The organism is Aquimarina algicola (assembly GCF_006443095.1).
Lineage (GTDB): Bacteria > Bacteroidota > Bacteroidia > Flavobacteriales > Flavobacteriaceae > Aquimarina > Aquimarina algicola.
In genome coordinates, this window is sequence record NZ_VFWZ01000004.1 from 423,232 (window position 1) to 445,849 (window position 22,618).

At 31.0% G+C, this 22,618-nt stretch carries 19 protein-coding genes and 1 tRNA gene; 15 read left to right on the plus strand and 5 right to left on the minus strand.

Annotated features, from left to right (window positions below; all coding sequences use genetic code 11):
* Nucleotides 1-67: 67 nt before the first annotated feature.
* Nucleotides 68-1,075, minus strand: a complete 1,008-nt coding sequence (locus FHK87_RS15555; protein ID WP_140594675.1) for a 3-oxoacyl-ACP synthase III family protein — start codon at nucleotides 1,073-1,075, stop codon at nucleotides 68-70.
* A gap of 520 nt (nucleotides 1,076-1,595) precedes the next feature.
* Between FHK87_RS15555 and FHK87_RS15560 the strand changes: the two genes are divergently transcribed.
* Complete coding sequence (locus FHK87_RS15560) at nucleotides 1,596-2,666, plus strand: hypothetical protein (protein WP_140594676.1); 1,071 nt, start codon at nucleotides 1,596-1,598, stop codon at nucleotides 2,664-2,666.
* A 187-nt stretch (nucleotides 2,667-2,853) separates the two neighbouring features.
* Here FHK87_RS15560 and FHK87_RS15565 read toward each other — a convergent pair whose 3' ends face one another.
* Nucleotides 2,854-4,161, minus strand: a complete 1,308-nt coding sequence (locus tag FHK87_RS15565) for an ABC1 kinase family protein (RefSeq protein ID WP_140594677.1) — start codon at nucleotides 4,159-4,161, stop codon at nucleotides 2,854-2,856.
* 25 nt (nucleotides 4,162-4,186) lie between these two features.
* A complete protein-coding gene (locus tag FHK87_RS15570; RefSeq protein ID WP_140594678.1) occupies nucleotides 4,187-4,846 on the minus strand; it encodes a TetR family transcriptional regulator C-terminal domain-containing protein in 660 nt (219 codons plus the stop codon).
* Nucleotides 4,847-5,090: 244 nt separating this feature from the next.
* Here FHK87_RS15570 and htpG point away from each other — a divergent pair, with 244 nt between their 5' ends.
* From htpG to FHK87_RS15610, 8 genes are all read left to right on the plus strand, one after another.
* Complete coding sequence (gene htpG, locus FHK87_RS15575) at nucleotides 5,091-6,977, plus strand: molecular chaperone HtpG (protein WP_140594679.1); 1,887 nt, start codon at nucleotides 5,091-5,093, stop codon at nucleotides 6,975-6,977.
* Between the two features lie 129 nt (nucleotides 6,978-7,106).
* Nucleotides 7,107-8,105: a response regulator transcription factor gene (locus FHK87_RS26580; protein ID WP_140594680.1), complete on the plus strand. Its 999-nt coding sequence runs from the start codon at nucleotides 7,107-7,109 to the stop codon at nucleotides 8,103-8,105.
* A 171-nt stretch (nucleotides 8,106-8,276) separates the two neighbouring features.
* Complete coding sequence (locus FHK87_RS15585) at nucleotides 8,277-11,477, plus strand: glycosyltransferase family 117 protein (protein ID WP_140594681.1); 3,201 nt, start codon at nucleotides 8,277-8,279, stop codon at nucleotides 11,475-11,477.
* Between the two features lie 98 nt (nucleotides 11,478-11,575).
* Nucleotides 11,576-12,430 (plus strand): DUF6503 family protein, encoded by an 855-nt coding sequence (locus FHK87_RS15590; RefSeq protein ID WP_226294276.1) that lies wholly within the window; start codon nucleotides 11,576-11,578, stop codon nucleotides 12,428-12,430.
* Between the two features lie 100 nt (nucleotides 12,431-12,530).
* Nucleotides 12,531-12,992, plus strand: a complete 462-nt coding sequence (locus FHK87_RS15595) for a hypothetical protein (protein WP_226294277.1) — start codon at nucleotides 12,531-12,533, stop codon at nucleotides 12,990-12,992.
* On the plus strand, nucleotides 12,992-13,339 hold the full coding sequence (locus FHK87_RS15600; protein ID WP_140594682.1) for a DoxX family protein: 348 nt from the start codon (nucleotides 12,992-12,994) through the stop codon (nucleotides 13,337-13,339). The genes FHK87_RS15595 and FHK87_RS15600 overlap by 1 nt, the downstream gene beginning before the upstream one ends.
* A gap of 18 nt (nucleotides 13,340-13,357) precedes the next feature.
* A complete protein-coding gene (locus FHK87_RS15605; protein ID WP_140594683.1) occupies nucleotides 13,358-13,969 on the plus strand; it encodes an alpha-ketoglutarate-dependent dioxygenase AlkB family protein in 612 nt (203 codons plus the stop codon).
* A gap of 265 nt (nucleotides 13,970-14,234) precedes the next feature.
* A complete protein-coding gene (locus FHK87_RS15610; RefSeq protein ID WP_226294278.1) occupies nucleotides 14,235-15,098 on the plus strand; it encodes an AraC family transcriptional regulator in 864 nt (287 codons plus the stop codon).
* Nucleotides 15,099-15,109: 11 nt separating this feature from the next.
* Here the strand turns inward: FHK87_RS15610 and FHK87_RS15615 are convergent, their stop codons facing one another.
* A complete protein-coding gene (locus FHK87_RS15615) occupies nucleotides 15,110-15,892 on the minus strand; it encodes a S1/P1 nuclease (protein WP_140594685.1) in 783 nt (260 codons plus the stop codon).
* Between the two features lie 171 nt (nucleotides 15,893-16,063).
* On the opposite strand from FHK87_RS15615, the gene FHK87_RS15620 reads away from it, so the two are divergent.
* The 6 genes from FHK87_RS15620 (at nucleotide 16,064) to FHK87_RS15645 (ending at nucleotide 22,366) form a co-directional block, all read left to right on the plus strand.
* Entirely contained in the window at nucleotides 16,064-17,077 is a 1,014-nt protein-coding gene (locus FHK87_RS15620) for an alpha/beta hydrolase (RefSeq protein ID WP_140594686.1), read from the plus strand.
* Nucleotides 17,078-17,121: 44 nt separating this feature from the next.
* Entirely contained in the window at nucleotides 17,122-17,928 is an 807-nt protein-coding gene (locus tag FHK87_RS15625) for a Cof-type HAD-IIB family hydrolase (protein ID WP_140594687.1), read from the plus strand.
* 5 nt (nucleotides 17,929-17,933) lie between these two features.
* Nucleotides 17,934-19,829 (plus strand): M61 family metallopeptidase, encoded by a 1,896-nt coding sequence (locus FHK87_RS15630; RefSeq protein WP_140594688.1) that lies wholly within the window; start codon nucleotides 17,934-17,936, stop codon nucleotides 19,827-19,829.
* Nucleotides 19,830-19,873: 44 nt separating this feature from the next.
* Nucleotides 19,874-21,181, plus strand: coding sequence for a DUF819 family protein (locus FHK87_RS15635; protein ID WP_140594689.1), 1,308 nt, complete (start codon nucleotides 19,874-19,876; stop codon nucleotides 21,179-21,181).
* A gap of 112 nt (nucleotides 21,182-21,293) precedes the next feature.
* Entirely contained in the window at nucleotides 21,294-22,040 is a 747-nt protein-coding gene (locus tag FHK87_RS15640; protein ID WP_140594690.1) for a DUF4369 domain-containing protein, read from the plus strand.
* Nucleotides 22,041-22,150: 110 nt separating this feature from the next.
* Nucleotides 22,151-22,366, plus strand: coding sequence for a hypothetical protein (locus FHK87_RS15645; RefSeq protein WP_140594691.1), 216 nt, complete (start codon nucleotides 22,151-22,153; stop codon nucleotides 22,364-22,366).
* A gap of 148 nt (nucleotides 22,367-22,514) precedes the next feature.
* Here FHK87_RS15645 and FHK87_RS15650 read toward each other — a convergent pair.
* Nucleotides 22,515-22,588 (minus strand) — tRNA-Thr (locus FHK87_RS15650).
* Nucleotides 22,589-22,618 lie beyond the last annotated feature (30 nt).

The following is a 22,618-nucleotide window of genomic DNA, read 5'->3' on the forward strand; positions in this document are numbered from 1 at the left end:
CTAAGAAAAAAAGAACGCGAAATCTATCGATTTCGCGTTTTTATATTTAATAACTAAATTATTAACATTACCATCTTATTATAGCACTACCCCAGGTAAATCCACTACCAAATGCTGCTAAAACAACAAGATCTCCTTCTTTAATTTTTCCTTCTTCCCAAGCTTCTGTTAATGCAATAGGAATTGATGCCGCAGTAGTATTCCCATATTTTTGGATATTGTTATACACTTTATCATCTTGTAGTTTAAATTGTTTCTGTACAAATTGAGATATTCTTAGATTAGCTTGATGCGGAATGAGCATGTCTATATCTGTAGCAGATAAATTATTTGCTTGTAGGCCTTCATTAATTACCTCAGAAAATCGAACCACAGCATTTTTAAAAACAAATTGTCCATTCATGTAAGGGAAATATGGTATATTTTCTTTTGGATTTTCTTCTATTAATTCTGGCACCCAATGCTCTGTGCTTGGTCCTTCTAAGGATAGTTCTTTGGCATGAGCTCCTTCACTATGCAAATGTGTTGACAAAATACCTCTATCCTTTGATTCGCTTCTTGAAATCACTGCCGCTCCTGCTCCATCTCCAAAAATAACAGATACAGCCCTACCTCTGGTTGTCATATCTAATCCGCCGCTATGATTCTCACTACCTATAACTAGAATATTCTTATACATTCCGGTTTTTATAAACTGATCAGCAACAGATAGAGAGTATACAAAACCACTACATTGATTGCGTACATCTAGTGCAGGAATTGTACTCATATCCATCATATCCTGAACCCTAACTCCTCCTCCTGGAAAATACATATCCGGACTTAAAGTTGCAAAAATGATTAAATCGATATCATTTTTAGTAAGTTTTGCTCTTTCTAAAGCAATTTTTGCAGCTTTTACTCCCATTACAGAAGTGGAATTGCCATCTCCTTTTTTGATATGACGTCTTTCTTTTATTCCTGTTCTTTCTTGAATCCACTCATCGTTGGTATCCATCATTTTAGAAAGATCATCATTGGTAACAATATTTTCAGGAACATAATATCCTAAACCTGATATTTTTGAAGTATACATATAATTATTACGTATTTCGTTAAATTAACGATTATTTAAAAAACTGGCGTTCAATATATGTATTCTTGACATCTTGATAAAGCAAACTGCACTTATATTATATGCATGCATAGTAGTTTTTATAACAGAAAGATAGTCATGCTTTACTTTTCATAAAATAACATCTACTTATTACATACACGTATCAAATAAAATGATTACATCACTAATCAGTATTAATATCGATAAGAATTTGATTATTTTTTTTGATTACAAATATTTTTTTCAAAAAAAATAAATCCACTTAACTACTACAAAAACAAAACATTAACACTCATCAATTCAAAAAAAATCTTTTTTAACAAATTCTTTGGTAGGGTAGTTTCATGATTACCTGTTTATAAAACAAATTAACATAGGAATAAAAACTCTGTTATAAACTTAAAGAACCAGATTCTTATAATTACGTAATTATTGATCAACAAAACAGAAAACTATTGTTATAAAATTTAAATACAAACCTATTTGAAATTTAAGGATTATGAAAACACAAAAATTTAACCAAAATAACATAAAGAGAACAATTATTTGTAAAGATGTAAACAGTAATCTGATCAACAGAAGATTGAAAAAAACACACATTCCCAGACCGGGAGATGTAGCAATATTTAAGGTGAAAGAAATCGGTAAACATACTCGTGTACAATGCGATAATGAAACAAATCGATATATACTTCCTGGTGATTATATTATGGCGGCCTTTGGCAACAGATATGCAACAGGACAAATTGAAGGGTATATACCAACTACCCTACAAAAAGAGTATCATATATTAGGTCAGGGAGGCGCTATAGGAGTTGTAAAATCGATGAATGCACGTTTACTGAAAGTAGGCCCAACAATACTTTCTCTTGTAGGATATGTAGTAGACAAAAATGAATCTATAATCAATACTAAAGAAATTTATCCTGGATTAGAAACTTTTAATCCTATTCAAGAAAATGAAAATACAAAAGTGATTCTTTCATTAGGAACAAGTATGGATAGTGGTAAAACTTCTTCTGCAGGCTTTATCGCCAAAGGCTTATCAAGGGCACGAAAAAAAGTAGCTTATATAAAATTAACCGGTACTGTATATTCTAAAGACAGATCATTTGTGAAGGACCATGGTGCCAAAATATCTATTGATTTTTCAAATTATGGTTTTCCTTCTACATATATGTGCGATACAAGTGAATTACTAGATCTGTATCAAACGCTTCTTAAAGATGTAAAAATGATCAATCCTGATTATATTATTGTAGAAATAGCAGATGGCCTTTTACAAAGAGAAACACATGCCCTCATTCATGATAACGGCTTCATGAAGGGTATTTATGGTATTTTATTTTCTGCAACAGATAGTATGAGCGCAATATCCGGGGCGGATATGCTATCAAAACTACACCATAATCTGATAGGCGTATCTGGTCTATTCACGGCTAGTCCACTTCTTGTTAATGAAGTTAGAGAAAAATCTGAGCACAATGTGTTTACCAAAGATGATCTTATGTCTGAGAAAATTTTGACTTTTCTTAAAGAGATTCCGAAAACAACACTTATAGCGTGTTAAACAAATAAAAATCCACTAAATTTTACTTAATAAGAATGTAGCAAGCAGAAAAGCTACATTCTTAATTTTTTAAACTTTATTTTTAATTTAGTAACTTAGTATAAAAGCGAAAGATGCGCCAACCACAGCACATCTTTCTAACAACCTAACCAATAAATAAACAAACCAAGTCAGTCGAGCGACTGACCTAAAGGTACTTTTCAAAATTTCTTACACGAATTGTTGCTTTTAGATCATGTAACAAATTATATAAACCAAAGAAAGTACGATTGATATAAAGAAAATGTTTACTTCCTCTATTCCCATTCATCTTTCTAATTTCTGTGTCTTTAGAATATTTTTCGCTTAAATCCGTAATCCCTCCCCAAAATTCTTCGTCTGCAAAGTTAAATTCTTCGGCATTAAAAGGTTTTGTAAATAGACTAAGCATCTCATGAAACAATTCGGAAAAGAACTTTAACTCTTCTGGTGAGTCATCATCTCTCAGGATTTCTAACTCAAACATTTTTTGAGTAAAAAACTCTGGATCATCTATATTTTTCTTGTCTGCCAATTCAAAATAAGGGGTGTAAAACTCTATCGGAACTTTCTTAACACATCCAAAATCAATAGCGATAAGATTATTGTCTGCATCAACTAAAAAATTTCCCGGATGTGGATCTGCATGCACTGCTTTCAAAATATGCATCTGATACATATAAAAATCCCATAGCGCTTGCCCTACTATATCAGCTTTTTCTTGATCTGTATTCTCTTTTGCGAATTCACTAAGATGTAAACCATCCATCCAATCCATTGTAATAATACGTTTACTGGATAATGATTCGTAATATTTTGGAAATCTAAGATTTGGAATTTTTGAACAAGAACTTGTTATTTCCTTACTTTGTTTAACTTCTAAAATGTAATCTGTCTCTTCTAATAGCTTACCTTCTAGTTCTTTAAAATACTTTTCAGAATCTTTACCTTTTAAATTAAACATTCTGATGGCGATGGGTTTTACCATCGCCAAATCAGAACTTATGCTATTTGCAACTCCAGGATATTGAATTTTCACAGCAAGTTTTTTCCCATCTTTATATGCTTTGTGTACCTGACCGATACTCGCAGCGTTTACAGATTGAGTTGCAAATGTATCATAAAGGTCTTCTGGGTATTTACCATGATATTTTTTGAATGTTTTTCTTACTAATGGTGCAGATAGCGGGGGAACGCTAAATTGTGATAATGAAAACTTCTCTACATAAGCATTTGGAAGAATATTTTTTTCCATAGAAAGCATTTGAGCAACCTTGAGTGCGCTTCCTTTCAAATTCTTTAATCCATCATAGATATCCGCCGCATTATCTTCATTAAGTTCATCTTTTGTTAATCCAGGATTAACAGCTTTTTTACTGTAATATTTAAGATAATTACCTCCAACTTTTACTCCGGTCTTTACAAGCTCCGCAGTACGACCAATTTTTGTGATAGGTATTTTATCTATTGTTTTCATATTGTAAATCCAACTATTTTAACTATTACATTACTTTTTCTTTCCAAAGAAATTTCCCAAAATCCAACACATTATTGAGAGGAGTATTATCAAATACATCAAAAATAGTGTTGACAGATTTTTCTATGGCTACATCTGTTTTTTCAAATCCGGCAGATTCATCATCTTTCCAAAATTTAAGTAAAAACAGGAACTGAAACCAAGCTCCTTCAGAATATATTGCCACTGGATTCTTTGTCACTTTGAACATCTTTTCGTCGTTATCGGTTTCGATCAATTCGGTAGCAAAATCCTTAATATGTTTTCTTAAACCTCTTAATTGCTTCATATTTTCCATCGGCATTTTATGTCTATTAAGAGTAAATAATACATAACTACGATTAAGAGTTAGTAGTTCAAAAAAAGTATAAAAGAACGTTAGCATTTTTTCTCTGCTAGAAAAATCATCATATTCTTTATTTTTAGACATTACGTCTATAGCATTATTATAAAATGCGCTCCATATTCCTTTGTCGATTGCTTCTAAGCTTCCAAAAAAATTATAAAAATCCGACTCTTTAATTTTGATGTCTTTACAAAATTTATATACTGATTTTGGAAAACCATCATGGTCCAAAACATAGTCCATATATTTTGCTATGATGTAATTGCTATCTATTATTTGCTTGCTTTTTGGAGAGGCCATTTTATATTTATTTACTGTGTAAATATACAAATTGTTTAACGTTCAAACAGAAAAGCTAAACAAAAAATATGTTAAAGTTGTTTCATTAAAAATGAAATCAAAACTCGTCAATTTAGTCTCTAGATCTTTTGATTCCTTACACCTAAATATAAAAATGAGCATGTGCCAGTTTGTCATACATTCTTTACATGGTATTTTTTTTGACAACACAATTTTTAATTATTAAATAAAAATCATAAATAAAATGGCTACTGGAAATATCAATGTATCTGTAGAAAATATTTTTCCATTAATTAAAAAGTTCTTGTATTCTGATCATGAGATTTTTTTACGAGAATTAATTTCTAATGCTACAGACGCTACTCTAAAACTAAAGCACCTAACAAGTATTGGTGAAGCCAAAATAGAATATGGCAGCCCAATTATCGAAATTAAGATAGACGAAGAAAAAAAGCAGTTACATATTATAGATCAAGGTATCGGAATGACTGCCGACGAGGTAGAAAAGTATATCAATCAAGTTGCTTTTTCTGGTGCTGAAGAGTTTTTAGAAAAATATAAAGACAGCGCAAAAGATACTGGGATCATTGGTCACTTTGGTCTTGGTTTTTATTCTGCTTTTATGGTAGCAGACAAAGTTGAGATCATTACCAAATCTTACAAAGATGAACCCGCTGCTCACTGGATTTGTGATGGATCACCAACATATAGTATTGATGCTCATGACAAAACAGAAAGAGGAACCGAAATTATCCTTCACATAGGAGAAGAGGATACCGAATTTCTTGAAAAAAATAGAATTCAGGAATTATTGGTAAAGTATAATAAGTTCATGCCGGTACCGATCAAATTTGGTACTAAGACAGAGACGTTACCTAAGCCAGAAGATGCAAAAGAAGAAGACCCTGCTCCTACTCAAGAAGTAGATAACATTATCAACAATCCTAATCCAGCATGGACAAAGCAACCTGCTGATCTAAAAGATGAAGATTACAAGAGTTTTTACAGAGAGCTTTATCCAATGCAATTTGAAGAACCATTGTTCAACATTCATCTCAATGTAGATTATCCTTTTAATCTTACTGGTATTTTATACTTTCCTAAATTAGGACAAGATTTAAACCTACAAAAAGATAGAATACAACTCTACCAAAATCAAGTATTTGTTACTGATAATGTAGAGGGTATTGTTCCAGAATTTTTAACGATGCTAAGAGGAGTAATCGATTCTCCTGATATCCCACTTAATGTTTCTCGTTCTTATCTACAAGCAGACGGTAATGTAAAAAAAATATCAAGCTACATTACCAGAAAAGTTGCTGATAAACTGAATTCTATGTTCAAAAACAACAGAGAAGATTTTGAACAAAAATGGAATGATATTAAGATTGTTATCGAGTATGGAATGCTTTCGGAAGAAAAGTTTTTTGAAAAAGCAGACAAATTTACTTTATATCCTACCGTAGATGACAGTTTCTTGACTTTTGAAGAATTACAAGAAAAGATAAAAGACAAGCAAACCGACAAAGATGATAAACTTATCATTTTATATGCATCTAATAAAGATGAACAACATGCTTATATAACTGCTGCCAAAGAAAAAGGATACGAGGTACTTTTACTAGATTCTCCTATTGTTTCGCACTTAATTCAAAAACTAGAAACAAGCAAAGAAAAAATAAGCTTTGTAAGAGTTGATGCAGATCATATTGATAATTTGATTAAAAAAGATGAGGAAACCATTTCAAAATTATCTGATGAAGAAAAAGAAAGCCTTAAAACAGATTTAGAAAAGGTCATTCCTACTACTACATATACAATCCAATTAGAAGCTATGGACAGTAATGCTTCTCCATTTATGATTACTCAACCAGAGTTTATGCGTCGTATGAAAGAGATGCAACAAACAGGTGGCGGTGGTATGTTTGGGATGGGTAATATGCCAGAGATGTTCAATCTTGTTGTAAATGTGAATCATGAACTTATCGGACAAATCGCAAATACAAAAACTGACAAGAAAAAAGAAAGGCTGATCAAACAATCTCTTGATTTGGCTAAACTATCTCAGAACCTATTAAAAGGAGAAGAGTTGACAGATTTTATAAAGCGAAGCTTTGAAATGATCAAATAAAAAAAATTCAATTACAAAAAGAATTTTGCATGATACCGCTTTGACACATCGTTGAAGCGGTATTTTTATTTTATATTTGAAATTATCTAGATAATAAATTTTGATCTAAAATAATCTAAAGTAGAAGTAATGAAAAATTGTATACTCTCTTTTATACTTTTATGGATCTCTAATGTTTCATTATTTAGTCAACATGCTGTTACCGGTTACGTTAATCTTGACACATCAGAAAACTGGGAACAAAAGGTTTACTTGACCAAAATTAAACTCTACAATGACAATAAAACCTACGATAGTATTCCTATTGGCACCTCTACTATAAATGAAAAAGGATTTTTTACATTTGGTCAAGAACTGTTTGATTCAAAAAATTATATTTATAAATTACATATCAATCCAATAGCTGTAGCAAAAAGAAAAGAACTTTCTCACACCGTAAAAGCATTCAAGTTATTTATACTTTCAAAAAAAGATACAATACATTTTGCAAAAAGTGATACAGAAATATTTGGTACCCACGCCAGCAATAATATTGCAAACAACGAATTGCAAAAACTTAAAAAATTTGAAGCCCGATACGAAAACTTAACTTCTGATTTTGATACTAAAAAATACCTTTTAGAAACTAGAGGCTATGTAAAAGATTCGCTGCAAATACTTTTGGTAAAACTTATAGGAATTAAAAAGCTAGACGAACAAAATCTTTTAGAAAAAGATGTAAAATCAAATCCTGATTATTACCTCAATTTGTTAATCGAATTAAAATCCAGTGATTTAGATCCTGCTACATATCTATATCTCGAAAATAAGCTTGCTTATATAACAAAAAACATCACAGATCAAAAATATAAAACAAGTATCTGGATTAATATTTTTGCAGCTATCGTTATTTGTATTCTTGTATTGATTTTAATTCGATTTAAAAAGAAATCTAAGATTAATAAGCCAGTACTTTTGAGTAAACAAGAAAAGGCTATCAAAACACTTATCTTATCCGGAAAAAGCAATAAAGAAATTGCAAATGAATTATTCATAAGCGTAAGTACCGTAAAAACACATATCACCAATATTTATAGTAAACTCAATATCGCCAACAGAAAAGAACTGATGAATAAATTTGAAATTTAAAAAAATTACGATACTCCACTTCAGTCATTCTAACTTACCTTTATTTTTTCTATTTACCTGTATATCAAAAAATCATACCGGTACTAGCACCTTATTCATATATCGTAAATAAAGCATTTTCTCTGTTTTGTCATTTATTTGACCCTTACACAAAATTAGTGAAAGGCGTATATGATCACATTGAGTTTTAAAACGTGGAATCGTTTACTGGGTTGGGTAGTTTTTACTATAGCATTATCAGTATATATATTAACGGTAGAACCCACAAATAGTTTTTGGGATGTAGGAGAATATATTTCTACTTCATCAAAATTACAAATTGGCCACCCTCCGGGAGCTCCTTTATTTCAGATGATCGGTGCTTTTGCTTCAATATTTACAACAAACAAAGAACAAATTGCCATTACTTTGAATATCACCTCGGGGATAGCAAGTGCATTCACAATATTATTTTTATACTGGTCAATTGTCTTATTGGTTCAAAAAACAAAACAATACACATTATATACCAAACAAGAGTCGATCATCATTTTTGCTAGTGGTATCGTTGGTTCATTAAGTTTTGCTTTTACAGATAGTTTTTGGTTTAATGCTGTAGAGGCAGAAGTATATGCAATGGCAACTTGTCTACTAGCTCTCCTACTCTACTTGGGTCTATTATGGCAAAGAGATATGCATCAGCCAAGAGGTAACCGATGGCTAATCTTGATTTCTTTTGTCATTGGATTATCATTTGGAGTACATTTTATGGCATTACTGGCAATACCAGCTATAGGCTTATTATACTATTTCAAAAATTATAAAAAAATTACCATTACTAATTTTATAGTTGCAAATTGTATTGCTGTTTTTGTATTAGGTTTCATTTTTAAACTACTTGTTCCCTACACTTTAAAGTTTTTTAGTTTCTCTGAAATATTTTTTGTCAACACATTCGGACTTCCTTTTAATTCAGGAACTATAATCGCTGGTATTGTACTTGCCCTTATTTTTTACAAAACTTTAAAATACACGAGAAAAAAACAATATTACACCATTAATACGATACTACTTTGCAAACTTTTTATTTTAATTGGGTTTTCAAGTTGGATCATGTTACCGATTAGAGCAAATGCAGGTACAGTAATCAATGAGGGCAACCCTAATAATGCAAGAGAATTATTAGCATATTATAATCTGGAACACTATCCAAAACTACCACTACTCTACGGTCCTCAATTTACAGAAACATATTCTGGGCTAGACGAAAACAAACCCTATATAGACGATATTCCTAAATATGAAAAAGATGAAACATCAGGAAAATATATCATTGTGAATGACTGGAAAAATACCCGACAAAATCTTGATAACTTACACAAAGCTATTCTTCCCAGGATGTGGAGTACAGAACATATTACTAATTATATGAGTTTTATAAACCCTATAGAATTCAGTATCAAACCAAAATTTTTAGAAGAACAAGAATTATACGATGCTATCATTCGATTTAAAAGAGAATATGCTAATGGCAGAGTGGACAATGAAGCATATGATGCATTTTTAAAAACCTATGGTCGTTATTTAGACATCAAAAAACCATTATTCTTAGACAACATTACCTTTCTATTTCAATATCAGATAAATTATATGTATTGGAGGTACTTTATGTGGAATTTTGTAGGTAGACAAAACGATATACAAGGTAATCTTGATCGATTACATGGTAATTGGCTAAGCGGAATATCTTTTATTGACGAAGCGCATTTAGGCTCGCAAAAAAACCTTTCCAGTGATGTAAAAAATAATAAAGCTAGAAATACCTACTACTTTTTGCCTCTACTTTTAGGAATACTTGGATTGGTATTTCAATGTAAAAAAGACAAAAAAAGTTTTTGGGTCGTCTTGGTATTTTTCTTTTTTACAGGTCTGGCACTAAAAATATACTTGAATGAAAAGCCTTTTGAAGTTAGAGAAAGAGATTATGCGCTAGTGGGATCATTCTATGCATTTTCGATATGGATAGGATTTGGAGTATCGGCAATCTTTTATTTTCTTAAAAAAGTAATGACTCCGAACATTGGTTATATTACTACCATTTTATGCTGTACGACTGTACCAACAATATTAGCATTTCAAAACTGGGATGATCATGATCGATCGGATCGATATACTGCCAAATCCATGGCAAAAATGTATTTATCATCTTGTCAAGAAAATGGAATACTATTTACAGTAGGAGACAACGATACATTTGCGATCTGGTATGCGCAAGAAATAGAAAAATATAGAACTGATGTTAGAACCATTATATCCGGGTATTTATCAACAGGTTGGTATACTGATCAAATGAAAGTAGCAGCATATGAAAGTAAACCAATTCCTATACAATTTCCTCACAAATTCTATCAGTATGGCAATAACGATGTAATTTTTCATAAACCTATTACAAAAGATAGCATGCTCATAGCAAACTGGCTAAAATGGGTAGCTTCAGATCACCCTAAAACTAAAGGAGAATTACAAAATGGTAAAACAGTAAATACATTTCCTACAAAACATGTCAGAATACCTGTAAATAAAGAAAAAGTAGTACAAAATGGAATCGTTGCCTTAAAAGATGAAGATAAAATAGAACCTTATTTAGATCTCTATATAAAAGATGATTATTTATTTAAACATAGATTGATGATGCTAGATATCATTGCAAACACAGATTGGGAAAGACCAATTTATTTTAGTGGTGGTAGTTATGATGATGGTGATTATGCATGGTTAAAAGAATATTTGCAATTAGATGGACTGGTCTACAAATTAGTACCTATTAAAACAAAAACAAACCCCAATAACCCATATGAAATGGGTAGAATAGACACCGAAAGAACATACAACATCATTACTAATTGGGAATGGGGCAATAATGGAAATCCAAAAATTTATCACGATCCGCAAACACGACGAAACGCTATTAGCTATCGAAGTAGTCTTGGCAGACTTGTAGAAGTATTAATCAAAGAAAACAAAGATGATCAAGCCAGAGAAATTTTAGATCTGGGGATGAAAAACATGCCTGTAGAGTATTTTGGTTATTACACCCTCTTGAGATCCTTCATTGTTGGATATTATCAAATTGATGAAAAAGAAAAAGCAAGACAAATATGGAATGATGTTGTAAAAAAGTATCAAGAACAGCTCACATACTACGGTTCTTTATCATTAGTTGATCAATACGAATATGCTGAAGAAATCGTAACCAACATTGAATATTATAGAAGTATGATTGATATTCTTATTTCTGAAAATGATCACAACCTCAAAGAAATCAAAATCCATGAGTTTAATCAATATGCAAAAATGTTTAGCAGATTATATACTACTGATGATGGTAATTAATTGCCTTAGCTTGTAGTAATGTTTTGTTACAGTTTTCTTAAATGATATTTTATCGACTAGTGCTTTTATTACTTTTAGCGTCTTAAAACTCACACATTATGATGAAGAAAATAACACTTTTGCTTATTACAGTTGTCACATTCAGTTGTGCTAAGAATAAAAAAGAAGAAGACAAGACTACAGAAGTCATCACAGAAAATAAAGAAGCTATTCCTGTAGAACCAGATGGTGGAATTGGAGGCGAAGCTATGTCTATAACAGAGGTACATGTCAAAACAATAGAAGATGCTCATAAAAAAGAAGAATTTTTAAAACATAAAGCTGTTCAATTTGATATTGACCTTACTTTTGGAGGTAAACAACGTCTTGACGCAACAATCACAATGCTTACAAATTCTAGTAAAATAAGAATTGATAAAAAAGACAATAGCAAACTGATCTTTGATGGAGAAAAAGTACTATTAACCCCAAGTGATGCAAGCGAAAAAGGCGCACGATTTGATATGTTTACCTGGACATATTTTTTTGGTTTACCATATAAATTAAATGACCCCGGAACAAAATGGGAGCTTGAAGAAATGAGACCTCTTAATGAAGTAGATCATCAAACAGCAAGACTCACTTTTGATCAGGGTACGGGAGATGCTCCTGATGATTGGTATGTTATCTACTCTGATACAAAAGATAATATGTTAAAAGCAGCAGCGTATATTGTCACTTATGGTCAAGATAGCTCCAAAAAGGCAGAAGAAGACCCACATGCCATTGAGTATAAAGAATTCAAAAATGTAGAAAACATTCCTTTTGCTACAAAATGGGAATTTTATGGGTGGACAAACGAAAAAGGAATGACCGACAAACTTGGAGAGGCTACAATCTCTAATATTACTTTTATAGAGGAAGAATCTTCTATCTTTGAAATCCCAGAAGATGTAAAAGAAATAAAACTTTAGATTGGTAAAAACATAAATCTTAACAATATAATACCGCTAACTATAGCGGTATTTTTGTATATTTAATGTAATCGCAAGGCTTTATCTAAAATTGATTCTCATGACTCCTCTATTCAAAAAACTACAGTTACCCCCCACACTTGATGAAATTCTTATCCTAAATGAACCAGAAGATTTCTGTGATGAAATTGATTGTTTAAAAGGGATCACGGTCAAAGAATCTTTAATTCAGGTTTCTGAAGTGGATTTTGCAATTGTTTTTGTTACCGAAAAAAAACAAATCGAAAATCGCATCGAAACCATTTATCCAAAATTAGTAGGTGATGCTATTTTATGGTTTGCCTATCCCAAAAAGACTTCAAAACAATATAATTCACATATTACCAGAGATCATGGTTGGGGTGTTTTGGGAGATTATAACCTAGAGGCTGTTAGACAAATTTCAATTAATGATAATTGGAGCGCATTGCGCTTTAGAAATGTCCATTTTATTAAAAACATGACTAGAAAAAAAAGCTTCGCCATTAGCAGTATGGGTAAAGAAAAAACTACTGGAATTTAATGAATTGGCATCTATATCTCTTATCCTTTATTTTTATCATTGCAGGTATTTTTCATTTGATCAAGCCAAAAGCATTTATGAGAGTAATGCCTCTTTATATACCCCATCATAAAATTTTAGTGTATTTAAGTGGTATAGCTGAAATGGCCGCAGGAATTGGTATCTTTTTTGATCAAACCAGATACTTAGCTATAACTGCGATTATTATCATGCTCATCTTATTTTTCCCTGTACACATACACATGTTGATGAATAAAAAAGCAAGTTTAAAACTCCCAAAAGGGGTACTAATTTTTAGACTATTTCTTCAGTTTGGTTTGATCTATTGGGCATATCTTTACCTTTGATTTTAAATAATAAATGTAATGAATTTAGATTTGTTTAGTGATCAGAACGACTCTGTACAATTGGATATGGTAGACGCTGATGTAATATATTACCCAACTTTTTTTGATCCTACAACTTCAACAAACCTCTTCAAGACTTTATTAAAAACTATTAATTGGCAACAAGATGATATCACCATCTTTGGAAAAACATATCAACAACCAAGACTTACTTCACTCTACGCTAACAATAGTAACCCGTATACGTATTCAAATATTACGATGACACCCAATCCTTTTACCAAAGAATTACAATGGATAAAAGAACGAGTCGAAGTAGTAAGCAACGTAAAATTCACAACGTGTCTTTTAAACCTATATCGCGATGGAATGGATAGTAATGGATGGCATGCTGATAATGAAAAAGAATTAGGGAATAATCCGGTAATCGCCTCGGTTAGTTTTGGAGAAGAAAGATGGTTTCATTTTAAACACAGGATCCATAAGACCGCAAAACAAAAATTAAAATTAAAACATGGTAGTTTACTAATCATGCAAGGGAAAACACAAGAATGCTGGTTACACCAAATACCCAAAACTAAAAAGATAATACAACCAAGAATCAATCTCACTTTTAGGATAATTAAATAATCTAATAAGAATAGATTTTAGTAATTAACTTACACAAAATAAAAATATACTTACAAATCAAAACCTTTTGTTAAAACCTGTCTAATAAAAATCAAAAAAATATATTATTTTAATACTTGTAAAAAACAATAATTAAATCTATAAAAATGACTTAAATAATTGTAATTCAATTATTTAAATTTATTTATAATTAATACACATAAGTAAAAGAATTCGTGTGTTTTGATTTTATTTTTGTAATTTTAAAATATTAAAAGAAATGTTAATGAATCGTTATACTCTGCATGAAACTTTTGTTGTACATCAGTACTCTGTTGATGAATGGGAAGCCAAACCTCATAACCACAATTATTTTGAGATTATTTTTGTCGAAAAAGGAAATGGTTATCATACTATAAATGATATTAAGTTTTCTTATAAAGAAGGTAACATCTTTTTATTAGCTCCTGAAGACACTCATCATTTTGAGATTAAGCAACATTCAAAATTTACTTATTTTAAGTTTACAGAACTCTTATTTTCTGGCAAAGTGAATTTACCCGATAGAAAATACTGGTTACAAAGAATAGAACAATTATTACATCATCCCAATATTATTCCTGGTGATGTAATCACTCACAAAGAAGATAGAAACATTATATGGGATATTCATAATCTTGTTCTAGAGGAATTTAAAAATGAAAAAATCTATTATCAGGAAATTATTTCGAATGCGATAAGTACAATCTTGAGTATAATCGTAAGAAATATTTCTGAGAAATATAACTCGAATCAAAAGAGTGTTCCTGCTGTAGGTAATTCTAAGATAGATTTAATTTTGAGTCATATAAGACAAAATGTTTATGATAATGAATTAACAAAAATTAGTTACTTGGCAGATACTTTTAATATGTCACAAAGTTCTATCAGTACCTATTTTAAAAGAAAAACAGGAGAATCCATTCACCAATATGTTACAAAGTACAAAATGAAGCTTGTAGAATATCGCTTACAACATACGGAGTTCACTATTGCTGAAATTGCTTATCAAATGGGATATACCGATGAGAGTCATCTAACTAAAACCTTTAAAAAACATTTTTCTATGTCTCCCAAACAGTATAGAAAAGAAGTTACCTTAAGCAGTTAAAAGTATTTTGTTTACTTAAAAACATCATTAAGCACTTTTGCAAGACGTATCCCCCCTTTTTGCAATTGCGTTCTCAAAATAGGAAAATAAACATACATGTATCGATAACTCAGCTTTTCCCCCACTTTAGCTGATTGATACACTTCTTTAGCAAGATCTTGTGATTCATGCACCCACTCCAAAACAGTACCAGACTTAATTTTTTCGATTTTATCTTTGGATAAAACAGAAGCATTTTTAGATAATTCTGTATACGTCATTCCATAGGAATTGATCATGTTGCTATCCCAAACTCTATGCAAATTAGATCCTTGATCAAACCATCTTACCTGTATGTCGTTTCCTCCCTTATCTTCTGCCCTACCTACATGAAGAGGTTGATGTAAATCTCCTATAAAATGTATCAACATTTTCAAATAAAACTCTTGATCAGACTTTGAAGAGTTTTCGTCCTTGAGTACAGCAATACATTTTTCAATTCCTTTAACAAGGTCTCCATATTCACTTGGAGCTTCTTCTCCATACTTTTTTCCAAAAGAAAAATTAACATAATGCCAAGGACTATACTTTTTATATTGTTTGTCGCTTTTGATTTCATCAGCAAAAGTAGAAACCAATGCCAAGCTTTTTCCATTTAAAAGCGCTGCAATTTTACGTTTTGCCTTTTTTGTAAGATACTGTTCTGCTATTTCACCTGTAGCTCTATGTCCTGTTTGTCCCCAATCTTCTTCTGAAGAAAACCCTGATAAAGAAAATATTACAAAAACAAGTAACCAATAAAATTTAAGTTTCATTATTTATATTTTGTAGCAAAGATAAAAAAGGGTATGTTAGTGATTCGTTAAATAATATACTTGTAAACAAACGGATATTTATTTTTCAGTAATATTTAATGATTATTCTCATGAAACATACGATTAAGTTTATCGTTTCTTAAGCGTAATTTTGAACAAACCCTTACAACTATGAAGAATATCTTTTTTGTATTCTATCTATATCTAAAAATGGTATCCAATTCGTTGCAGAACTTTTATAGTAGTCACAAAAAATACATATCATTTTGTATGTTATTTTTTACCCTCTCTCTAAGTATTTGCAGTAATGCACAAGAAAAAGAATTCAACTCTGCAATTGTTAAGGTTAATAAATATATAGAAGGCTCATTGGTTACGCCATATTCTGATGTCAACGTTCCATTAATTATTTTTATTATGGATGCAGGAGCCATCAATAAAGATGGTAACGATCATATGTCTAAGAATGATACATTCAAAAAACTGGCTCATGAATTAGCAAGGTCGGGTATTGCAACATATCGTTACAACAAGAGGCTTTTTACAATGGATAAGTTTGGTATTAAAGAGCATGAAATCTCGCTAGACCACTTTATAGAAGATGCAGAATCAATAATTGAATATTTTAGTAGGAACAAAAACTATAAAAAGATTTTTGTTGCCGGCCATGGTCAAGGGTCGTTGGTAGGCATGATCGCTGCAAAAGAAAAAGCCAATGGTTTTATCTCTATTGCCGGAAACGCAATGCCAATTGACCAAGTTATTATAGAACAGATTGCGAAACAAGCTCCGGGACTAGATAAAAGTGCGTTTGTAGCTTTTAAAGAACTAAAAGAAAAAGGGAGAGCTGTAAGTTATGACCCTGCTCTAGAATCAATATTTAGATACAACCTACAACCTTTTATGAAATCATGGATAAAATATAATCCGACTGAAGAAATCGCAAAGCTCAGTATGCCTATTCTCATCATACATGGAGAAAAAGATATTCAAGTTGAACTTTTTCAAGCAGAACAATTAACGGAAGCTGCACCACAAGCAGAATCTTTATTAGTACCTAATATGAATCATATTCTCAAAGAAATTAAAGGAGGGCGGTTAGAAAATCACAAATCTTATAATGAACCTCATAGAAAAATAATGCCTGAGGTTATCACTAGTATCGTTAAATTTGTGAATCAATAGATATTAAAACAATTAATTATAATACTCCAAATACATAATAACTAATGCAACACCGCATTATATTTTCAGATATAGATGGAACATTATTAAATTCAGAAAGAGAACTTTCTGAGTCTACAATTTTTGAAATTAAACGAATCAAGGATAAAATACCTGTTGTGTTGGTTTCATCAAGAATGCCAAGCGCAATGACACACCTTCAAGAAGAATTAGACATCAAAAAACAACCTCTTATCTGTTACAATGGAGGATTAATTCTTGTAAATCAAGAACCAATACACTCTACCTTTATATCTCCCGATATTATAAAAGAATTAAATCAATTTAATAAAGATCAAAAATTTCATATCAGTTTATATCACAATGATGATTGGTATGTGCCTCAGATAGACTTTTGGGCAAATCGAGAAGCACAAAATACCAAGGTCAATCCTACAGTAAAATCAACTGATAAAGTAATTAAACTCTGGAAAAAAAATAATATAGGAGCTCACAAGATTATGTGTATGGGAGAAGAAAATTATATTGATCAAGCATATACTTTTCTACAAGACCATTTCAAAGAGGTATTACATCTCTATCGCTCAAAACCTACTTATATCGAAATAGCACATAAAAATATATCTAAATCAACAGCAATAGATATTCTACTAACCAATCATTTTAAAATTTCTATGCAAGATGCAATTGCTTTTGGAGATAATTATAATGATATAGAAATGCTAAAAGCAGTAGGAACAGGAGTAGCAGTCGCAAATGCTAAGCCAGAAACTCTACAAGCAGCAGATATAATTACCTTATCAGGGAAAGAAAATGGCGTTGCAGAATACCTTAAAACGAATATAAAATAGATTAAGTGCACAAAGTATCTAAAACAGTCTACCATATCATTTTTGCGTTAATATTTATTAATGTTGTAATATCTTGTAAACCTTCTCAAGATATTCCTAAAGTTAATACGCTACCTATAATCGCTTCTATTGATCTGATCAATGTTGTAAATGACAAAGTAAAGATAGAGATAAAGGTAAATGACCTTCTAGAAGATACAATTAACTATTTTTTACCTAAAATTGTCCCAGGTACATATCAAAATAACAACTACGGTCAATTTATAGAAGATTTTAAGGCTTATACTGAAAATGGTGAATCTCTACAAGTAAAAAAATATGGAAAAAACCAATGGAAAATCAGTAATGCTAATGAATTAAAGAGTATCACATATTGGGTTAATGATACTTTTGATGAAGAAGATAAACACACTGTATTCTCACCAACAGGAACAAACATATTAAAGGATAAAAACTTTATTTTAAACCTGTATGCTTTTGTTGGGTATTTTGAGCATATGAAAGAAAATAAATACAATATATTTATCAAACATCCAGCTCATCTTGAAGCATCAACTTCTAAAACAAAAAGCTTTCTCAATGCTACAAATGAGAACAATAACAGTAGTACAGACTATTTTGCTTTCAATAGATATGCAGATATGATAGATTATCCAATAATGTATTCTGAACCGGATCAGGCTATCTTCAAAGTAAATGATATAGAAATAATGCTAAGTGTATATTCAAAAAGTAAGTTTCACAAAGCTGCAAACATAGCCAAAGACTTAGAATATGTAATACGAGCACAAAAAAACTTTCTTGGTAATATCAATACCACACAAAAATATAGCATCTTGTTGTACCTGTCTTCTGCAAAAAACAATGATGCAAAGGGTTTTGGAGCATTAGAACACAATACCTCTACACTCGTAGTGCTTCCTGAATCTTTGTCACATAAAAAACTTAATGAAACATTAACAGATGTAGTATCTCATGAATTCTTTCATATCGTTACGCCATTAGCATTGCACTCAAAAGAAATTCACAACTTTGATTATAATCATCCTAAAATGTCGGAGCATTTATGGTTATATGAAGGAACAACAGAGTATTTTTCATTACTATTTCAAATCGATCAAGGCATAATCAGCAAAGAAGATTTTTTTGATAGAATTTACACAAAAATAAGTACTTCAAAATCTTTTGATGATACTATGGCTTTTTCACATATGAGTAAAAATATTTTGCAAGAACCATATCATAAAAATTACAGAAATGTTTATGAGAAGGGTGCGCTTATTGCTATGTGCTTAGATATTATAATGAGAGAGCAGAGCAATGGTATTTTTGGTATTCTTGATTTGATTAAAGAATTGTCGACACAATTTGGTCCGAATAAACCTTTTGAAGACAAAGAACTTATTGAAGTTATCGAAAAAGCTTCTTATCCAGAGATAAGTGATTTTTTAAAACAGCATGTAATCAATAATACCCCTATTGATTATGCATTCTATCTAGAAAAAGTAGGAGTAGATTATAGTAGTAAAAATATCCCTTCTTCTTATTTTATTTTTGAGCAAGAACCTTTTGTGAAAGGCTCTGAAATCTCTAATGAAGTTATTTTTAGTTCAACAACCCCGTTTAATACTTTTTTAAATAACTTGGGGGTTTTAAATAATGATGTACTAATTAGCATCAACAATAAATCATATACGATCAAAAACATATATGACTTATTTGGAGATTCTAATAAATGGAAAATCGGAGATAAAGTTACTTTTACTGTAAAACGAAACAACAACATACTCAAACTGAGTACCAATGTTATCGAACCTACGATAAAAAAAACGATTCTAAAACAAAATCCGAAAGCATCAGAAACACAAAAGATGTTATTTAAAAAATGGGTCAATGACTAGATTTTTTTTTGATGATCATGCTATAATTTTAAAAATATATTGTAATGGAAACCACTCCTTTTTTCACAAGTGACACTGTAGTTTTTGGTATATTATTACTTTGCTTAGGAGTAGTATTCTATACCTCTTCGATAAATAAAGGGTTTTGGAAAACATTTTATAAATACGTTCCGGCAGTTCTTTTATGTTATCTACTACCAGCTATTTTTAATTCTCTTGGTATCATCTCATACGAATGGAAAGAAATGAATGCCGAAGGAATTTTAGTAGAAAAATCTTCTAATGTATATTATATAGCAAGTAGATATTTGCTTCCGGCTTCACTAGTATTAATGACATTAAGCATTGATCTTAAAGCAATTTTTAACTTAGGACCAAAAGCATTAATCATGTTTTTAACAGGTACTCTGGGAGTAGTTATCGGGGGGCCAATAGCCGTCTTATTAATTTCATTAGTTTCTCCTGAAACAGTAGGAGGCTCTGGGTTTGATGCTATCTGGAGAGGACTTTCTACTTTGGCTGGTAGTTGGATCGGTGGAGGAGCAAATCAAGCAGCGATGCTAGAAATCTATCAATATAATTCTGAAAAATATGGAGGAATGGTTCTTGTAGATATTGTAGTCGCCAATATTTGGATGGCTATTTTATTATTAGGAATCGGAAAAAAAGATCGTATTGATCAATGGTTGAAAGCTGATAATAGTGCAATAGAAACATTAAAAAATAAAGTCTCTGCCTACGCCGATAGTATAAACAGAAACCCATCTCTTACAGATTATATGATGATGTTATCAATAGCATTTGTTACTGTAGGAATTTCACATTGGGGATCAGAAGGGGTATCTAACTTTTTGTCTACTACATTTGATATTTTTAATGATAAAAGTTCCGCGCTTTCTTCTTTTACCTCCAAATTTTTCTGGATGATTACTATTGCGACTGCAATTGGGATTTTGTTGTCCTATACAAAAGCAAAAAAATATGAAGGCGCTGGCGCCAGTAAAATAGGAAGCATTTTTATTTATATTCTTGTGGCTACAATTGGTATGAAAATGGATCTAGGACTTGTTTTTGATAATCCGGGATTAATCACTATTGGATTAGTCTGGATGTCAATCCATGCATTATTACTAATCATAGTAGCCAAGCTTATCAAAGCACCTTACTTTTTTCTTGCAGTAGGAAGTAAAGCAAATATCGGAGGGGCTGCATCTGCTCCGGTAGTAGCTGCTGCATTTCACCCTTCTTTAGCAACAGTAGGGGTTCTTTTGGCCGTTCTTGGATATGTTGTAGGAACTTATGGAGCTATTTTATGTACAATTATGATGCAAATAGCCTCAGGAACAACATAATACTTTTAATCAAGTAAATCTTTGCAAAAAATGTCAGACGCTTACTCTTGAAACGTTAGTCAAATTCAAAATAAAACTTGCATATTTGTACACAGCAAATTTTTATTATCCTATGAAGTATTTTTCAATTATACTGACATGTTTTTTTCTTATAAATTGTAGCTCTCCAAAAAAAGGTAATGTTACAATTACTGGTAATATTAAAGGACTTAAAAAAGGAACTTTGTACCTACAAAAAATTAAGGATACGTTATTGATCAATCTTGACTCTTTAGTCGTAAATGGTAATTCAGATTTTGTGTTTACTACAGAAGTCTCTGAACCAGAGATACTATATTTATATTTAAACAAAAAAGACGGTAAACAATTTAATGATCAAATTGATTTTTTTGCAGAACCTGGTGAAATAACTATAAACACAAGTGTGCTAGATTTTGATAGAGACTTAAGGATTACGGGAGGAAAAAACCAAACAAAATATCAAGAATACAAAAAAATGCTTAAACGATTTAATGATAGAAATTTAAGAATCATTAAAGAAGATTTTGAAGCTAGTAAGCAAAAAGATGAAGAAAAGTTAATGGAAAACGATAAGGCTTATCAAAAACTTTTACGTCAAAAATACCTATATACAATAAACTTTGCTATAAATAATAGAAAATTAGAAGTAGCGCCTTACATCACTCTTCACGAGGTTTTTGATGCTAATATCAAATTATTAGATACCGTTGCTAAATCTCTGTCTCCAAGAGTAAAAAAATCTACTTATGGGCAACAATTAATTAAACATATAGAAGAGCGCAAAGAAAAAGAAAACACTTTAAAAGTTAAAGAGCAAGAAAACAACCCACAACCATAACCTTTATCACTTAACATCAGGCACTTACCCTCAAAATTTTGATGTTTCCCCGTATAAGTTTGATCATAATTTTATTTAACTTAAGAGTCTAATCTTAAAACTTTTAAGTCATGTTAAAAAAAATCTTAAACCTAGAGGGTGTTCAACGTTTAAAAAAACTAGAACAAAATAAAATAAGTGGTGGTCTAAGACCGATCCTTAGAAGATGCTGTGATCCTGCTTTACAATGCTGTACTACAAGTTCTTTAGCACAAAATAATCCTAGTTGTGGAGGAACATTCATACCAGGCTGTTCTTTTCACCCTGCAAGTAACTGTTGTATTTAAACTCAAAAAATAAATTTACAGAAGATTTTTAATATTCAATATTCTCTCAATATTGAATCAATTTCTTTTGTTATTTACACATATTGTTTTGATACACAATTGTAATTATAAAAAAAGTCTTGAATATAAAATATTCAAGACTTTTTAGAGCCGATAGAGGGACTCGAACCCACGACCTGCTGATTACAAATCAGCTGCTCTAGCCAGCTGAGCTATATCGGCAAAGCGGTTGCAAATATAAATTCTATAACC